16 protein-coding genes are annotated in these 16,804 nt (G+C 59.5%); 7 read left to right on the forward strand and 9 right to left on the reverse strand.

Features of this window, described 5'->3' with window-relative positions:
• The first annotated feature begins 33 nt into the window (after nucleotides 1–33).
• From AC3RLQ_RS20470 to AC3RLQ_RS20485, 4 genes are all read left to right on the forward strand, one after another.
• Nucleotides 34–1,323, forward strand: a complete 1,290-nt coding sequence (locus tag AC3RLQ_RS20470) for an aminopeptidase P N-terminal domain-containing protein (protein ID WP_493030499.1) — start codon at nucleotides 34–36, stop codon at nucleotides 1,321–1,323.
• A 1-nt stretch (nucleotide 1,324) separates the two neighbouring features.
• Complete coding sequence (locus AC3RLQ_RS20475; RefSeq protein WP_493030500.1) at nucleotides 1,325–2,050, forward strand: 16S rRNA (uracil(1498)-N(3))-methyltransferase; 726 nt, start codon at nucleotides 1,325–1,327, stop codon at nucleotides 2,048–2,050.
• A gap of 49 nt (nucleotides 2,051–2,099) precedes the next feature.
• Nucleotides 2,100–2,450 (forward strand): DUF5329 family protein, encoded by a 351-nt coding sequence (locus tag AC3RLQ_RS20480; RefSeq protein ID WP_493030501.1) that lies wholly within the window; start codon nucleotides 2,100–2,102, stop codon nucleotides 2,448–2,450.
• A 61-nt stretch (nucleotides 2,451–2,511) separates the two neighbouring features.
• Nucleotides 2,512–2,943, forward strand: a complete 432-nt coding sequence (locus tag AC3RLQ_RS20485) for a GNAT family acetyltransferase (RefSeq protein ID WP_493030502.1) — start codon at nucleotides 2,512–2,514, stop codon at nucleotides 2,941–2,943.
• Between the two features lie 29 nt (nucleotides 2,944–2,972).
• On the opposite strand, the gene mobA is transcribed toward AC3RLQ_RS20485, so the two are convergent.
• Nucleotides 2,973–3,557, reverse strand: coding sequence for a molybdenum cofactor guanylyltransferase (gene mobA / locus AC3RLQ_RS20490; protein ID WP_493030503.1), 585 nt, complete (start codon nucleotides 3,555–3,557; stop codon nucleotides 2,973–2,975).
• Nucleotides 3,554–4,009, reverse strand: coding sequence for an MOSC domain-containing protein (locus AC3RLQ_RS20495; protein ID WP_493030504.1), 456 nt, complete (start codon nucleotides 4,007–4,009; stop codon nucleotides 3,554–3,556). Before AC3RLQ_RS20495 ends, mobA begins: the two co-directional genes overlap by 4 nt.
• Before the next feature lie 46 nt (nucleotides 4,010–4,055).
• Between AC3RLQ_RS20495 and AC3RLQ_RS20500 the strand changes: the two genes are divergently transcribed.
• On the forward strand, nucleotides 4,056–5,087 hold the full coding sequence (locus AC3RLQ_RS20500) for a Gfo/Idh/MocA family protein (RefSeq protein ID WP_493030505.1): 1,032 nt from the start codon (nucleotides 4,056–4,058) through the stop codon (nucleotides 5,085–5,087).
• A 235-nt stretch (nucleotides 5,088–5,322) separates the two neighbouring features.
• Here the strand turns inward: AC3RLQ_RS20500 and AC3RLQ_RS20505 are convergent, their stop codons facing one another.
• On the reverse strand, nucleotides 5,323–6,612 hold the full coding sequence (locus AC3RLQ_RS20505; RefSeq protein ID WP_487687840.1) for a protein kinase domain-containing protein: 1,290 nt from the start codon (nucleotides 6,610–6,612) through the stop codon (nucleotides 5,323–5,325).
• A gap of 74 nt (nucleotides 6,613–6,686) precedes the next feature.
• Nucleotides 6,687–7,847 (reverse strand): TMEM43 family protein, encoded by a 1,161-nt coding sequence (locus AC3RLQ_RS20510; protein ID WP_493030506.1) that lies wholly within the window; start codon nucleotides 7,845–7,847, stop codon nucleotides 6,687–6,689.
• A gap of 139 nt (nucleotides 7,848–7,986) precedes the next feature.
• Here AC3RLQ_RS20510 and AC3RLQ_RS20515 point away from each other — a divergent pair, with 139 nt between their 5' ends.
• On the forward strand, nucleotides 7,987–11,055 hold the full coding sequence (locus AC3RLQ_RS20515) for a DUF7133 domain-containing protein (protein WP_493030507.1): 3,069 nt from the start codon (nucleotides 7,987–7,989) through the stop codon (nucleotides 11,053–11,055).
• 24 nt (nucleotides 11,056–11,079) lie between these two features.
• On the opposite strand, the gene AC3RLQ_RS20520 is transcribed toward AC3RLQ_RS20515, so the two are convergent.
• The 5 genes from AC3RLQ_RS20520 to AC3RLQ_RS20540 all read right to left on the reverse strand — a co-directional run bounded on the left by AC3RLQ_RS20520 (nucleotide 11,080) and on the right by AC3RLQ_RS20540 (nucleotide 15,274).
• Nucleotides 11,080–11,553: a PIN domain-containing protein gene (locus AC3RLQ_RS20520; protein ID WP_493030508.1), complete on the reverse strand. Its 474-nt coding sequence runs from the start codon at nucleotides 11,551–11,553 to the stop codon at nucleotides 11,080–11,082.
• Entirely contained in the window at nucleotides 11,550–11,723 is a 174-nt protein-coding gene (locus AC3RLQ_RS20525; protein WP_493030509.1) for a hypothetical protein, read from the reverse strand. Before AC3RLQ_RS20525 ends, AC3RLQ_RS20520 begins: the two co-directional genes overlap by 4 nt.
• Before the next feature lie 147 nt (nucleotides 11,724–11,870).
• Nucleotides 11,871–13,166, reverse strand: coding sequence for a tetratricopeptide repeat protein (locus tag AC3RLQ_RS20530; protein WP_493030510.1), 1,296 nt, complete (start codon nucleotides 13,164–13,166; stop codon nucleotides 11,871–11,873).
• A gap of 14 nt (nucleotides 13,167–13,180) precedes the next feature.
• Nucleotides 13,181–14,587 carry an ATP-binding protein gene (locus tag AC3RLQ_RS20535; protein WP_493030511.1) on the reverse strand — a complete coding sequence of 469 codons (1,407 nt, stop codon included), beginning with the start codon at nucleotides 14,585–14,587 and terminating at the stop codon, nucleotides 13,181–13,183.
• A gap of 42 nt (nucleotides 14,588–14,629) precedes the next feature.
• Nucleotides 14,630–15,274: a peptidoglycan recognition protein family protein gene (locus AC3RLQ_RS20540; protein WP_493030512.1), complete on the reverse strand. Its 645-nt coding sequence runs from the start codon at nucleotides 15,272–15,274 to the stop codon at nucleotides 14,630–14,632.
• A 366-nt stretch (nucleotides 15,275–15,640) separates the two neighbouring features.
• On the opposite strand from AC3RLQ_RS20540, the gene AC3RLQ_RS20545 reads away from it, so the two are divergent.
• On the forward strand, nucleotides 15,641–16,723 hold the full coding sequence (locus AC3RLQ_RS20545; protein WP_461527183.1) for a ribonucleotide-diphosphate reductase subunit beta: 1,083 nt from the start codon (nucleotides 15,641–15,643) through the stop codon (nucleotides 16,721–16,723).
• The last annotated feature ends 81 nt before the right edge of the window (nucleotides 16,724–16,804 follow it).

Here is a 16,804-nt window from a genome sequence, read left to right on the forward strand (position 1 = left end):
ACCTGCTGCAAGCGGGACGCTTGCCCTACTCCTATGCGCTACCAACCCCTGCCCGCCGAACTGTTCGTTTCAAATCGTCAGCATCTCTATGCCAAGCTGCCGCCGCAGTCAGTCGTGATCGTTCATGCCAATGATGTGCTGCCGACGAATGCGGACGGCTCCCTCAGTTTTGTGCAGAACAGCGATCTGTTTTACTTGAGCGGCGTGGATCAGGAGGAGACGATTCTCGTTCTCTATCCTGACGCCGCTGATCCGAAGCAGCGGGAGATGCTGTTTGTGCGCGAGACGAACGAGCACATCGCGGTGTGGGAAGGCGAAAAACTCAGCAAGGAGCAGGCGAAGGAGCGCAGCGGCATCACACGCGTGCACTGGCTGGAGGATTTTGAGGTGCAGTTCCGCTCCGTCATGTGTCAGGCGGACCATGTCTTTCTCAACTCGAACGAGCACCCCCGTGCCACCATCCCCACGGAAACGCGGGAGATGCGCTTCACGCAGCGCTGCCAGCGGGAGTATCCGCTGCACGATTACCGCCGTCTGGCGCAGCTCATGCACGAGCTGCGCGTGATCAAGAGCCCCCATGAAATCACCGCGCTGAATGAAGCGATCCGCATCACGGGAGATGGCTTTGACCGCGTGCTGAAGTTCGTGAAGCCGGGAGTGCAGGAGTTCGAGATCGAGGCGGAGCTGTCGCATGAGTTCATCCGCCAGCGTGCGCGCGGCTTTGCCTACACGCCAATCATCGCCAGCGGTGCGAACGCCTGCGTGCTGCATTACATCACCAACCACTGCCAGTGTCAGGACGGTGAGATGCTGCTGCTGGATGTGGCGGCGAACTACGGCAACTACAACGCCGACCTCACGCGCACGATTCCTGTGAACGGCAAGTTCACGCCGCGCCAGCGCCAGGTCTACGACGCCGTGCTGCGTGTCTTCAAAAAGTGCTGCCAGATGCTGCGCCCCGGCGTCATCATTCGTGAGTATCAGGAGGAGGTGGGCAAGCTGATGGAAAAGGAGCTGCTCGGCCTTGGATTGATCACGGAGGAGGACATCGCCAAGCAGGACCCCGACAAGCCGGCGTATAAAAAATACTTCCCGCACGGCACCTCGCATCCGCTGGGCATCGACGTGCATGACGTGGGCCACATGTGGAAGCCCGTGCAGCCCGGCATGGTCTTCACCGTGGAGCCCGGCATCTACATCCGGGAGGAAAAACTCGGTGTCCGCCTGGAGAACAACATCTTCATCGGTGAACACGAAAACATTGATCTCATGGCGCATATTCCGATCGAGGCGGATGAGATTGAAGCGCTGATGAAACGCTGACATGTCGCTGCCACGCTTCCATCTTTCCGCCTCCGACTGGGCCACGCCGCATCTCACGCTGACCGGTGATGAAGCGCAGCATTGTGGCCGCGTGATGCGCAAGCAGCCGGGGGACACCATCGAGGTCTTTGATGGTGCGGGACGCGTGGCGGTTTGCGAGATCACGCACGTGACCAAATCGACCGTGCAGGCCAGAGTCACCACTGAAACGCGAGTGGAGCTGTCTCAGACGTCGATTCATCTGCTGCCTGCGCTGATCAAAGCTGAGCCTTTTGAGTGGCTGCTGGAAAAGGCGGTGGAACTGGGCGCTGCGAGCATCCAGCCCATCATCACGGAACGGACCGTGATCCATCTCGATGCGGCACAGACGGAGAAGAAGCTGGCCAAATGGAGGCGGCACATGATTGAAAGCGCGAAGCAATGCCACACGCCGTTTGTGCCTGAACTTCACGCGCCCATCACCCTCGCCGCAGGTGTGAAGTTTGAAGCCGGACTCAAGCTTATCCCCGCACTGAGCGAGCACTCCCGCACGCTCAAACAAGCATTGCCTGCGGACAAACCGAGCAGCGTGGCCGTCTTGATCGGCCCCGAGGGTGATTTTACGGCGGAAGAAGAAGGGCAGGCTTTTGCAGCGGGGTTTGTGCCTGTGACGCTGGGGCCGCTGGTCCTGCGTGCCGAGACTGCCAGCATCGCCACGCTGGCGATCCTGGGGCATGAGCTGCGCTGAATCTGGACATCCTTTTGTCTGAGCAGGTGCGTTTAAAAAGAATACCGCCATGACACCGAAACTCATCCTCCAGCTTTTTTGCCTTCTCTGTTTCTTTGTCACGCTGCCCGCAGCAGAGCCGGCGGAGAAGGCGAAGATCGAGACGCTGATCACGCACATTCAGGGGCTCGAAAACGCCATGTTTGTCAGGAATGGCAGCGATTACAGCGCGGCGAATGCGGCCAAGTTTCTCCGGGCCAAATGGGAGCGGAATGACAAGGAGGTGAAGACCGCGACAGATTTCATTGCGAAGGTGGCCTCCGCCTCAGGCACTTCCGGGAAGCCGTATGTGATTCGCTTCAAGGACGGGAAAGAGACGCCGTGCGGTGAATACCTGACGGCACAGCTGAAGAAACAGTGAGCTGAGGAGTGCAGGCAGGCCCGCACTTGCAGCTGCATGGCTTCAGGCCATGTTGAGCTGCATGGAGGTCCGCAGCTACCAGCCTGCCGATGAGGACCAGGTCATTGACCTGTGGACTTCCTGCGGACTCGTGAAACCGCAGAACAATCCGCGTGAGGACATCCAGCGCAAACTCGCTGACTCTCCCGAGCTGTTTCTTGTGGGGGTGCTGGACTCGCAGGTGATCGCCACCGTCATGGCTGGATATGAGGGGCATCGAGGCTGGATCAATTATCTGGCCGTGGCTCCGCATCTGCAAAAGTCGGGCCACGGACGCGCCCTCATGCGGCACGCTGAAGACCTGCTGCGCCGGCTGGGCTGCCCCAAAATCAATCTGCAGGTGCGCACGACAAACACCCAGGTGATTGAGTTTTACCAACGGCTCGGATTTGCCATTGATGATGTCGTGAGCCTGGGCAAGCGCCTGGTGGTGGATGAGCCCTTTGAACGGTGAGCCGAAGCCCGAAGGCAATGACTGGTGCCTTAATGCCTTAAATCCGCCGGCGTGTTCGCATTGTGGAAAAAGGGCATCTGATCATCTCCCAGCGCATGCGTGATGGCCAGACCCGAATGGACGGCGGTCTCTATGATGTGCTGGAGCTTGAAGTCTTTCTTGGAAAGCGACTCCCGCATGAGCGGCAGCATGGAGGGAACGTAAAGACCGGCGAGGGTTTCATCGCCGTGCGGGCCGCGAAAGAACCAGCCCTTCTCCGGGCTCTCGTGCTGGTTAAGCTGCTCGCGCAGAAAGGTGGCGGTCATCCAGGGCATGTCCACGGCGAGGACGAGCAGCGGCATCTGCACCTGCTCCAAACAACGTGTGATGGCACCCAGCGGGCCGTCATCCACGCCGTCGGGATCATGGATGACTTCGACTTCATCGCTGGGGCTGACAAACAAGGGCTGATCGCGCCGGCAGGAGAGCAGCACGCGCGCGGCACCGATCGACTGCAGCTTGTGCAATTGGGCCTGCCACAAATCCTGCCCATGCCAGTGGAGCAGGGCTTTGTCCTGTTTCATCCGGGTGGAGCGCCCCCCGGCGAGCAATACGGCGGCGAAAGGAGTGTTCATGATTTGCGGAGGATGCCGTCGCTCAAAATTTTGGCCCGCAAGCCGCCGTGGCCTTTGAGCGCTGCTTCGGCGCCTTCAGCGAAGGCCTGGTTCATCCAGTGGCAGGGCGCGGCCTCCTGCGTGCCGAGAAAACGGACGCCCTGCACTTCAAATTCGGTGCCGATGAGGGTGTTGAGGTCGATGCCCTTAGTGATGATGTTGCGGCGAAAGACGGAGGGGGGCACGCCCATGGCGCTGAACTTTTCGCAGAGGCGCTCATACTGCTCGTGCTCAAAGAAGGTGACCTGCCCTTTGAAGTCCTCCTTCCAGCCGAAATAGCGATCACCCCGCAGGCCTTTGCCAGCCACGCATTCAGCCTCCGGCACTTCGATCATGGGCGTGGTGCCGGGCGGCAGGCCGTGATGACCGACGTAGATGTGCTCTGGAGAAAGGAAGATGTGCAGGATTTGCATGCGGGGCTTGAATGTTGGCTCCAAGGTGTGCCCAATCCATACGTCTATGACCGCAACTGATCAACCCATCCGCATCGGCATCATCGGCGCCGGTGGCATCGTCAAATCCCGCCACATGCCCGGCCTGCGGGCGATCCCGAATGTGCAGATCACCCAGGTGACGAACCGCTCGCTGGAAAGTGCCGAGGCTTTTTGCCGTGAGTTTGCCCCGGAAGCGAAGGCGGTGGAGCGCTGGGAGGAGGTGGCGTCGAGCGATGAGGTGGATGTGGTCTGGATCGGCACGCACCCCTACATGCATGCGGAGATGACCTGCTACGCGCTGCAGCATGGCAAGCACGTCTTCACGCAGGCACGCATGGCGGCCTCTCTGCCGGAGGCGAACCAGATGTGGGAGGCGTCCATGCGCTATCCGGAACTCGTCACCGCCATCTGCCCGGCACCGCAGGGCATGCATGGTGGAGAGCTGGTGAAGAAGCTGCTCGCGGAAGGGGCCATCGGCACACCACATCAGGTGCTGCTGCATAGTTTCAATGATGCCTGGCTAGATGCGGCCAAGCCCGCGCACTGGCGGCAGCAGTCCGACTTGAGCGGCATTCAAATCCTCACACTGGGCATCTACACCGAGGTGCTGCAGCAGTGGCTCGGCCACATCGTGGAAGTGGAGGCTCGCGGCAATGTGGTGATCCCGGAACGTGCGGGTGTGGAGGTGGACATTCCGGATTTCGTCCACGTGATGGCCAAATTCCGCAGCGGCATCGAGGCCACAATGCTCTTCAGCGGCGTGGCCGCGCATGCGCCGACGGACAAGCTGTGGATCTTCGGCTCCGAAGGCACGCTGAGCTATGACTTTGCCACGGATGATCTTCAGCTGGGCAAACGCGGCGGCAAGCTGGAGTCAGTGCCAGTTCCCACCGAGCTGCAGCGAAGCTGGACGGTGGAGCGTGATTTCATCGCGGCGGTGCGTGATCCGAAAGCCCCGCGACCCAGGCCGGATTTTGGTGAAGGCATGAACTACATGCGTGTGGTGCATGGCGTCTGGCAGGCCATGGACGCCCAGGCGGCGGTGCGCGTGGTGTAATACCATGATCTGTTTAAAACCGGTCTGTCATCCAGTCTCAGCAGACCTGTTCTCGAACAGGCGGGCAGCGCGCGGCACCTGGGCGTAGGGTGGGTGTGTTTGGCGTCGATACCCTGTCATCTTCCATCGCCTCCTCCGCCAAACCGCCCGACTTCGAGGACGTTCGCACGCCACAGTGTCTGCACTACGCTCGCAGACGGGCGGGCTTGCGCCACAACCGTCCTACGGCATGAGATCACGCCATGCGCCGGCGGCCCACGGCGAGGGCGCCGTTCACGACGTGCAGCAGGCCTTCGACCTGGTAGGGCTTTGGCAGCGCCGCGGCAAAGCCGTAGGCGGCGCAGTCTTTCATGACGGCATCATCCCGGTAGCCGGAGGAGACGATGGCGAGGATCTGTGGATCGAGACGACGGAGATAGAGCATGGTTTCCCGGCCGCACATGCCGTCGGGAATGGTGAGATCGAGAATGGCGAGGTCGTAGGGACGGCCCTGCTGCATCGCTTCCTGATACTGGCGCAGAGTCTCCTTGCCATCTCCGGTTTCGACGACTTCAAATGACGCCTTTTCCAAGGCACGGCGCATCAGATCGCGCACCATGAGATCATCCTCGAGCAGCAGGATGCGTCCGGCGGAGGGTTTGGCGACTGGCAGCGGTCGGCTGGGTGTGTGCGCCACCGGCACCAGAGCGGCCTCGATCACCCGGCGCATGTCACCCATGGACTGGTAGCGGTGCTCACGATCCGTCATCAGGGCACGGATGATGACCGCGTCAAAGCGGGGATCCAAACCATGCAGCAAGGTGGAAGGCGGCTGCCAGGAGCCGCGTGGCAGCGCCCCTGTCAGCATCTGATACATCAGCACGCCGAAGGCATAGATGTCGGCACGATGATCGACGTCCCGGTGCGCGTTGAACTGCTCCGGTGCGGCGTATTCCGGCGTGCCCATGACCATGTGTGTTTCGGTGGCCATCGAAGGCGCACGCATTACGTCCTTGGCGAGGCCGAAGTCGGTGATCTTCACCTCGCCCTGGCGCGTGAGCATGATGTTCGCGGGCTTGATGTCGCGATGGACGATGCCTTTGGAGTGCGCGTATTCGAGTCCGGCGCAGATTTGCGGCAGCAGCTGCAGCGCGAGTTCACGCGTCATGCGCCCAGTGCGCATGATTTCACCGAGATCGGTGCCATCCACGAACTCCATGACGAAGAACAGAAAGTCGGTGCCGATGTGACCATAGTCGTAGATGGCGACGATGTTCGGGTGGTTCAGCGTGGCCATGGCCCGCGCCTCACGGCGGAAGCGGTCTTCAAAGGCGAAGTCGTACCCGTCGCTCACGCGCAGCACCTTGATGGCCACCGGCCGACCCAGGCTGAGCTGCGTGCCACGGTACACCGTGCCCATGCCGCCGATGCCCACCTGCGCCTGCACCGAATAACGCCCGAAGGGCATCATCGCGGACAGTTCCTGCGACGAAGGCGGCGCGGAACGAGTCACGAGGGGAGCGGCGGTGCTGCTGGTAAGTCGCATCAGTCAGGTACTGTGACACACCTGACAACGGGAGCAACAACCATCAAGCTTAGAGTATATTTAGGCCTTCCTACCTAAGCGGCGGCGGGCTTGCTGGCAGCCGCCAGTTTACGTGTGTAAATGAAGGCGCCGATGGCCAGTGCCAGCATTGCGATGCCCAGCAGCGGACGGACAAAGATCCAGGCGATGGCGATCACCAGGAAGGAGATGGCACCCGCCAGAACAAAGGAGATCAGGCCTGTGCCCATGCCGATGATGTTGCCGATGAAGGGAATGACGCTGCCCAGCACGCTGAGCGGCTTCATGATGGCCATGAAGCCGAAGGCCATGAAGAGGAAGCCCAAAAAGCGCACCAGCCAGGTGATCATCGAATTCGCTCTGGCGGCGTCTTTGAACATCTTGTCAGAGCTAACGGTGCCTGCTTCGATGAAATAGATCGGGTCGCCGGCCTTGGTCTGGTAGGGCTCAAAAGTTTCCCCGATCTGCGCCGCCAGGATGCTGAAGGTGCCGGGCTTCACGATTTCATAGGACACGCGGACATCGCCGATTTTGGGCTCTTTGGGATTGGCTCCAAAGTAGAATGCTCCATCCTGGATTTTCGTGCCGTCTTTGAGATCCGCAGGCAGCGTGGCCAGATCTGCGTCCGTCACTGCGCGCGCAATCGGGCTGCCCATCTCTTTCACAAACTTTTCCGGCACATCGAACGCCCCGAGTTTGACCTTCTCGGCGCTCATGTTCTCGTTTCCTGCGATCAAGTCACCCTCGTTGGTGTGGCCTTCGGGCTTTTTGAACTCAGACGAGTTCACCGGTTCATCCACCCACTTCTTGTCGTAGGTGTAGGTCGTCGTGGTTTCCTCGCCGCCACCCACTTTTTGCTTCGTCTCGCTCTTCTTGTCCTCCACCCACTGATAGATCATTTCGGTACGCACCAGCCGCAAAGCCGGCACGCTGATGCCGTAATGACTGTCCACCACCAGTGCGTCTGTTTTGGCCTCACCGGTCACATGCACCAGCTTTTTGTCATTGGCCGGGTCCACTTTGTCTGCGGACACATGCACCACGGCGGCGGCGCCTTCCTTCAGGCTGTTCGCGGTGGTGATGGCACGGCCTTCATTCCACCAGAGCAGAATGATCGTCAGCGGGATGACAATGATGCCAAACAGAATGCCTTTGATCGATTCGCCGATGCGGCTGAACCAGTTTTGTGAAGTCACTTCAGTGTAGGAGTCAGCCATGGGAATGAATTGGGTTGTTCAGTGTAAATTGGAGCGGAAAACAGGTCCGGCTGCCAGTTTTTTCTGTCACACGAAAATACCGAAACCGGTGACAAGGCGGCAAGAAACCGCCGCCGCTTCGTTTGTTAGTCTCTACCCCATGAAAACGCGTCTCCTTTTTCTCCTGCTCGGTGGCACTGCGCTCGCTGCGGACCCGAACGTCAAACCCGGCGATGTCGCAGGCAACGAGGCTGTGAAAAAAATCATGGAGACGCGCGCCGGTCGCGGCGTGATGCGGGACGACACGCCTCCCACGCCGCCCGAGGAGGCGCTGAAGAAATTCAAAACGCGCAGTGACGTGGCCATCGACCTCATGGCCGCCGAGCCGGTGGTGGAGCAGCCGCTCTATGCGAGCTGGGATTCCAAAGGGCGCATGTGGGTGGTGCAGTACCGCCAGTATCAGTTTCCCGCCGGGCTGAAGATCATCAGCTACGACCAGCATCTGCGCGCCAAGTTTGACAAGGTGCCGCTGCCGCCGCCACGGGGTGAAAAGGGGGCTGACAAGATCACCGTCTTTGAGGATACAGATGGCGACGGCTTTTTTGACAAGCACGAGGACGTCATCACCGGCCTGAACATCGCCAGCGCCGCGCTGCATGGCATGGGGCGCATCTGGGTGCTGAATCCCCCTTACCTGCTCAGCTACGCGGATGCAGACTTCGACGCGAAACCTGACTCTGACACGCCTGAGGTGGAGCTCAGTGGCTTCGGCTTGGAGGACACGCACAGCGTCGCCACGAATTTGCAATGGGGCATGGACGGCTGGCTCTACGGTGCCAACGGCAGCACCACCACCGGCAACGTCAGCAGCGCGAACACCAAGAACGTGAAGTGGGAAGGCCAGTGCATCTGGCGCTACCATCCGAAGAAGAAGACCTTTGAAATCTACGCCGAGGGCGGCGGCAACACCTTCAGCCTCGACTTTGACAGCAAGGGCCGCCTGTTCTCCGGCACGAACGGCGCCACACGCGGCATGCACTATGAGCAGGGCAGCTACGGCATCAAAGGCTGGGGCAAGCACGGCCCGCTGACCAATCCCTATGCGTTTGGCTGGTTTGAGCACATGAATCACCAAGGCGACAACAAACGCTTCCCGCAGGCTTTCACCGTGTATGAAGGCGGCCTGCTCGGCAGTGCCTACGAGGGCAAAATCATCGCCCCGAACGCGCTGCAAAACCTCGTGTATGTGAGCGAGCGCATCCCTGACGGCTCCACCTTCCGCACCAAGGATGAAGAAAACCTGCTCAGCACCCCGGACCGCTGGTTCCGCCCCGTGTGGGCCGGTGTGGGCCCGGATGGCGGCTTCTACATGGCCGACTGGTATGACACGCGCCTCAGCCACGTGAGCCCCATCGACGACTGGCACAAGACCAGCGGCCGCATCTACCGTGTGCGGCCTGCCGCAGGCGCGCCGAAGCTGAAGCCGTTTGATTTGAGCAAGGCGAGCGGGGATGAGTTGCTCGGTTATTTGAGCCATCCGAACGAGTGGTTCCGGAAGCAGGCGGTGCTGGAGATTGGGTGGCGGAAGCTGAAGGAGCTGGAGAAGCCACTGACAGAGATGCTGGATACGAAAGCGAATAATCCTCACGCGCTGGAGGCCTTGTGGGCTTTGGACATGCTTGGTCCAGCGGAGATGGAATCAGACCTGGGAGGTTATGAGAAAGTCAATAATGCCATCGTGACCGCTGCGGAACACAAAGACCCGTATGTCCGTCGGTGGGCGGCAAAAATGCTCGGAGAACGTGGCAACTTCTGGATGAAGAATGTGGCTCTCACTGAATTGCAAAAAAGCCCTGAACTGGAAGTGCGCGCTCAGATCGTCGCGTCGGCCAAACGACTGCCAGCCGGCATAGCCCTTCCTTTGTTGAAAAGTGCTGACGTCGAGGACGAAAGCGGTCATCTGCCGCTGCTTGCCTGGTGGGCGCTCGAATCCAAAGCTGAAAAAGAACGCGCTGCCGTTTTCGCTTTCCTCAAGAGTGACACCGCTTTCCTGAAGACTACCCTCTTCCGCGACAACCTCGCTGAGAAGTTGGCGAAACGCTATGCGCTGGCGGGTGGCGAAGAGAACTTCCAGTCCTGCGCGGATCTACTCGCGCTGACGAATGATGACGCCCTGCGTGGCAAGTTCATCGCCGGCATCGCCTCCGCCTTTGAAGGCGCGGAGATGCCGAAGCTGCCGGAGTCGCTTACAAAGGCGCTCAATAACTACATGGCGAAGCAGAGCGGCGGGGATCTCACGCTGGCGCTGCGCAGTGGCAGCGCGGATGCGCTGAAGAGCGCGCTGAAGCTGCTGGAAGACAAAAAGGCGAGCAGCACCGCCCGCATCGCCATCGCCAAAACGCTGGCTGAACTCGGCAAGCAGGAAGCGGTGATGCCGATGGTGAACATTTTGAAAGCCACGAGCCCGCCGGGCCTCAAGCGCGGCATTCTCCAGGCAGCGGCCAAGTTTGATGACAAGCGCATCCCCGAGGCCCTGCTGCTCGGCTGGGAGGCTCAAATCGCCGGAGACAAGGCGCTGCGCGAAGATGCGCTGCGTGTGATGGCAGGCCGCAAGGAATGGGCGCAGATTTTGGTGAGTTTTGTGAATGAGTGGAAGGTGCCCACCAAGCACTTCACTGTGGACATCGTGCGCCAGCTCAGCCTGCACAAAGATCCCGAGATTGATGCAGCCATCGACAAGCACTGGAAGGGCCTGCTGGCCACGGGCCCCACGCCGGAAAAGAAGAAGGAGTCTGAACGCATCAAGGCTGTTCTCAAGACCGGTCTCGGCGATGCCGACAAAGGCAAGATCCAGTTCATGGCCCGCTGCGCCATCTGCCACAAGCTCTTTGGCGAAGGCGGCCAGATCGGCCCCGAACTCACCGGCTATGACCGCAGCAACGCCGACTTCTGGCTCGACAACCTCTTCATGCCCAGCATGGAAATCCGCGAAGGCTTCGGCGCTTACATCGTGAAAACGAAGGGCGGCCAGATCCTCACCGGCCTCATGGATGCGCAGGACGCCAAAGGCATCGTCATCAAAGACATGGCCAACAACAAAACCGCGCTCAAGCAAACCGACATCGAATCCATGACCGCCTCCCCGATTTCCCTCATGCCCGAAGGCCTCACCACCGGCATGAGCGATGCGGATCTGAAGGACTTCTTTGCGTATTTGATGAAGAAATGATCTGAGTCTCAGCAGCTCAGCCCATCACTGAAGATCAGGAACTCGCAGGCCTTCCAAAGCGGCGAGTTGGAGTGCCTTGACGTCAAAGCTCCAAAACGTGTCACAGCCCAGCAGCAGCGCGAAAGCCACGTGAAGAAGATCGTATGTGCGATATCCATGTGCTGCAGTGTGACGCAGCGACAGTTCTTCAAATTTTTCTTTCAGCCTAGAATAGGGCACCAGAGCTGGGCGTAAAAACTGCCCGGCGCTCAATGCATCACGAAATTCCTGCTGAGCGGCACCTGCAAATTCGGAAGTCACCCGCATGCGCCCCTCCATTCGAGTAACGAAAACACAGCGCTGAAAGGCGTTGATCAACTCCAGTTCCGTAAGCCAGGTCACCGGCAAAGGGGCCGCCGCCTGTAACGCCGCTTCTTTCGCCCAACCTCTGGCTTTTTCAGCACCTTCAAGATTCAGGTAGAGGCGGGTCAAATAGTTGGTGTCCGCGTAAGGAATCATGCGGCATCTTCTTCACCAGCCAGCCAACGGTCGAGTCCCGCGGTCTGCTTCGCCGTCCAGCGGGGCATTCCAAGGACATGCAGGCGTTCCCAGTATGCGTCAAAATCAGGCACCCGCATTGAAGCGGAAGACATGGGCATGGTGGCATCCAAATCCATCATGGCGTCCATGAAGCGGCGCTGCTCGGCTGGGGGCAGAGCTTTGACTTGCAGCAATAGGTCACGCGCACTCACTTTTAAAAGATACCCGTGGGGTCCTGACTCACAAGCCACTTTTCCAGCCTGAGCGATGCGTATTTGATGAAGAAGTAATCCACCTCACCGATACCACACCCCAAAGCCGCGCAGCCAAGTGGCTGCCACGCCGAGCAGGAGGGCCAGAGAGCCGAATTCTGTGGCGAAGGGCAGGTGCAGATCGGCAAAGACATCCAGGGTGGAGTAGAGAGCGCCTGTGCCGGCCAGAGCGGCTGCCACGCCATAGACGTGGCGGCCAATCCAGTGGTCATTGGTGAAGGCGGCGGCGTTGACCACGGCGGCGAAGATGCAGGTCAGGGCGGCAAACCCGCCCTCGGCCCCGAGATGCCAGGCAAAGCCGAGCACGAGGCTGGAGATGGAGGCGAAGATCAGACCGCCCACCACCACGCCCTCCCAGTACTCGCGCGGGCGCAGCGCCTCCCGTGCGAAACGATCCATCACAATGAAGGCCGAGCTGAAACCGCGCGCCAAATGCGCCCACAGCACGAACATCAGCCATGCGCCGATGACCACTGCACCGAGGATGGGCGAGACGGTCTTGAGGTAGCTGCTGACCACCTTGTAGCAGATGAAGCCGCCGAGCATGATGGCGGTCTGCCGGCCTTCCGTGAACTGGTTCATGAAGTGCGCGAACTTCAGTTGCAGGCGATACGGCCATGACCGCGCACGGAAGGACTCGATGAGGCCCAGTCTTGCGTTTTCATTCATGGGGTTCAGCCGCAGAGCCTCAAGGAAATGCTCGTTGGCTTTTTTATGGTCCCCCTTCATCACGGCCATCCAGCCGGCGCTGGTGTGGGCGCTGTCGTCTTCGGCGTTGCGCTCCAGCTGGTATTTGATGAGGTCCTGGTTGTCGCCGTCCTTCTTCTGCAAGAGCAGCGCGGCGGAGAGCACCTCGGCGGCCATGGTGTTCTCGGTGTCGAGCGAGAGCGCGGCGCGCGCGGAGGCCTCCGCTTTCGGGTAATCACGCAGGCGCAGGTGCAGGCGTGAGAGAACGGCGTGGCTGAAATCGCTGTCGGGATCGAGATTCACCGCTTCCTCGGCCTGCTGCAGCGCTGCTTTGATCGCGGCATTCTGGCCGTCTTTGGCATTCGCATTCAAGGCGAGCGCCAGGACGCTGCGGGCGAAGGGATTTTCCGGTTCAAGCGCCACGGCGCGCTGGGCCGCGTCGATCGACTTGGGCGCGGTGTCATCCTCCTGCATCCAGCACAGCGCGAGCATGATGTAGCTGAGCGTGTGATGCGCATCGAGTTCGAGCGCCTGCTTGTAGCACGCAATGGCATCCTGCGTGCGGTGCTGGCTTTGCAGCAGGCGGCCGCGGGCGAAGGCTGCTTCAGGAGAGGGATGAAAATCTTCAGACATGCGCTGCCAGGGGTTCAGCGCTTCATGAGGCCGAGGTGCTTCAAGACGTCGTCGTAAAAACCGCTTTGATTGGAATACATCGCGTAATTTTTCGCGCTTTCAAACCACGCCTTTGTCGTGGCCTTGTGGCGGCCTGCGGCTTTGATGAGATCCTTGGTGGTCAACGGGATGACCTTGCCGCTGCGCATGACCTCGTTCATCACGTCTTCGGTGGCGAGATCGAAGACCGCCTTCAAATCTGCGCCGGAGAAGCCTTCGGTTTTTTTGGCGAGCGCACGTGGATCGAGTTCACCGATCGGTTTGTTCTTCGCCATGACCTCGATGATCGCAGCACGACCTGCTTCATCCGGTGGTGGCACAAACAGGGTGCGGTCAAAGCGACCCGGACGCCGAAAGGCAGGATCGATGTGCCATGGTGCATTCGTGGCACCGAGGATGAGCACGCCGTCGTTGTTCGACTCCGCGCCATCCATCTCAGAGAGGAAGGCGTTGATGAGATTGCGGCCGGCGCTTTGGCGCAGATCACGGCGGTCTGCGGCGAGCGCGTCCACTTCATCGAAAAACAGAATGCTGGGTGCGTTCTGACGCGCGAGCTCAAAGACCTCGTGCATGTTTTTCTCCGAACCGCCGATCCACATGTCGAGAATCTGGTGCAGGCCCAGGGCGATGAAGTTGGCTTTGATCTCGCCGGCGGTGGCCTTGCTGATGAGCGTCTTGCCCACGCCGGGCGGGCCGTAGAGCAGTACTCCGCCGCCGACTTTCTTGTCGTAGGCCTTGAACAGCTCCGCGTGCTGCAGCGGGTAGATGATCTTCATGCGGATCTCCTCCTTCAGCGCCTCCATGCCGCCGACGCTGGAGAAATTGAGCTCTGGCTTGCCGAATTCAGCCAGCCCGAGATCGTAGGCGGCACCACCGCGCGGATGGCCGTCTTCGTCGTCTTTGTCTTCTTCCACCAATTCGAGGGGAATACCGCTGGAGGTCATGGCCCCGCGCTTGCGTCCTGAGCTATCGTCCCCTGAGGGCTTGATGCCGTGCAGATCTTTTTCGATGCCGGGGTCCGCCAGGGAGCGATTCATAGCGATGCCTTTGTCATACATCGCCTTGGCCTTTGGCAGATCGCCTTCGGTGATGTGAATGCGTGCGAGCAGCAGGTAAGCGGCGGCGCAGGTGGGTGTGTCGGCCACGATCTGCTCGGCGCGCACCGCGGCCTGAGAGGTCTTGCCTTGCAGCAAAGCGACACGGGCGAGGCCCAGGCGTGCGTCTGCGTGGGCTGGGTCGTCTTTCAACACGCGCTGAAAGCTCTGCTCAGCCTCATCCAGCAGGCCGTCATCCAGGCAGGCGTCCGCAAAAAGCATCAGCAGCGGCGCATTGTCGGGCGAATGTTGGAGTGCCAGCCGAAGAGCATCGAGATTTTGAGCCATGGGGCAGACTCCTGCGTGGGGTGGCGGAGGTGGCAAGGTATTTTAATTTCCCAATGCACGTCGATACGCCGCGATCCTGGCCAGGTAGGCCTGCCACTTGGCACCCGGACGCCCACGGTCCATCAGGAAGTGCGGGCAGTTTTTGTGGCCGAGATTGCGGTGATCATCGTGGCGGATCATGAGCCAGTGCTGATGCGGGACGACGTGATCCAAAGGAATGTTGTACTGCTTCATGAGCCAGGCGGTGAGACGCGCGGTTTTGTCCAGCGTGCGGGCGCGGTCGTTGCCACGGTTTTCGCACATTTCGATACCGATGGAGCTGCGATTGCCGGGGCCGTCATAGTCGGCGTGTTCGCCACGCTCGTTGGTGGGCATGCTCTGGTAGATGGAGTGGTCATCCACGGTGAAATGCCAGCCGATGTAGCCGATGGCATTGTGCCGGCCCTTGATCGAGCCGGTTTTCAGCATCTGGGCATGGGCGTAGGCTCCGGCACCCCGCCCATAGTTCTCCGTGGCATGGATGGTGACGTAGGTGGGCCGCATGGGCCGGTACTGCCGGCGGGCGTAACGCCCGTTCGGTATCAAATCGACCGTGACACCTGGCGGCGTGCCCTGTGGAACGATGACCGAACAGGAGCTCAAAAGCGCCCCAAGAAGAGTGTAGCAGGCGATGTGGCGGAATTTCATGGGTTCAATATGAGCACTTTACGTGACAAGATCCGTTTCCGGTCCCATGTCGTTATCGAGTTTAGGTAAGTTTTTGGTTTTCCTTAGTTTTCGATGCGCTCGGGCAAGGATGCAAAGATTCTCAATTTCGCTCTTCAGGGGCGGCATTTTAACGCGTGAAAAATTTTTACGCCGTGGAACCCTTGAATCTCCGGCGTGAAACGCTTTTTAGCACAATGGATGGGAAAAAGATCTGGCCAAAACACTATATCTTGTGCATGATCCGCCTCGGTCCGCGTCCTATCTAGAATTTATGACGCATACCGGATAATTTGTCATTTTCGATAAAATTCTAATAAACATCCTTCACTCTGCAACGAAATCGTCATGGAAAAGACCTACAAGATCGGCAATCGCGAGTTCCCCCTCGATCAAGATAAAGCAGAAGCAGCCTTCGCAGCGAAGATGGTGATTAATGGTCGCAAGAGCATGACCTTCAACCTTCTCCCGCTGAAATATCAGTGGGCTTATGACCTATACCGGATCATGAAGGCCAACCACTGGGAGCCGGAAGACATTCAGATGCAGAAGGATGTGGAACAATGGCGCTCCAACGATGTGTCCCAGAACGAACGCTGGATCATCATGATGGGCATCGGCTACTTCAGCGCCGCAGAAGGCATCGTGGGTGACAACGTGCAGCATGTGGTGCGCGAGCTGGTGACCGCCCCCGAATTGAAGCTCGTCCTGGGCCGCCATGCCCATGAGGAGAACATCCATGCGGATTCCCTGCTGTACATGATTTCCTCCCTGGGCATCAACCCGCATGAGTGCGAGGCCATGTTTGAGCAGATCCCGACGATCGTGAAGAAGAACGAATTCGTCACCAAACACTCCAACAACCTGCGCCGCGATCTCGATCTCACCAAGCTGGAGAACAAGCAGCTGCTGGCGAAGAACATCTTCGTCTTTGGCCAGTGCATGGAAGGCACGCAGTTCTACGGCCTGTTTGGCATGATCCTGAGCCTGTACCGCCAGAACAAGTTCCCCGGCATCGGCCAGATGTTCCGCTACACGCTGCGCGATGAGTCGAACCACATCGAAGTCTTCCGCAATCTGTTCATGGACCTCATCGAGGAAAACCCCGACATCTGGACCGCTGAGTTCCGTGAGGAGCTGCTCAACATCATGCGCGAAGGCGTGGCGCTGGAGAAGGAGTTCATCCGTGACTGCCTCCCGGTGAATGCCGTGGGCCTGAGCGCGGAAGAATTTGAGCGCTACACCGACTACATCGCCGACCGTCGTCTGGACGGCTGCGGTCTCCCGGCGCTGAACCCGGGCATCACCAATCCGCTGCCATGGCTGGCGGAGCTGATGGACATCAAGAAGGAGCAAAATTTCTTTGAGGGCAAGGTGACCGACTACCAGAAGTCCTCCGCGCTCGCCGCCTGTTCCGACGACGATCTTTAATTTCTTTAGATCTTTAATTTATCTCTAATGGCCGGCTTTTCGCTGGCGTTCCTCCGGTGAAATTTCCTTCACCCCGTTGCC

It is taken from the genome of Prosthecobacter sp. GW821-HT29F12 (assembly GCF_058803405.1).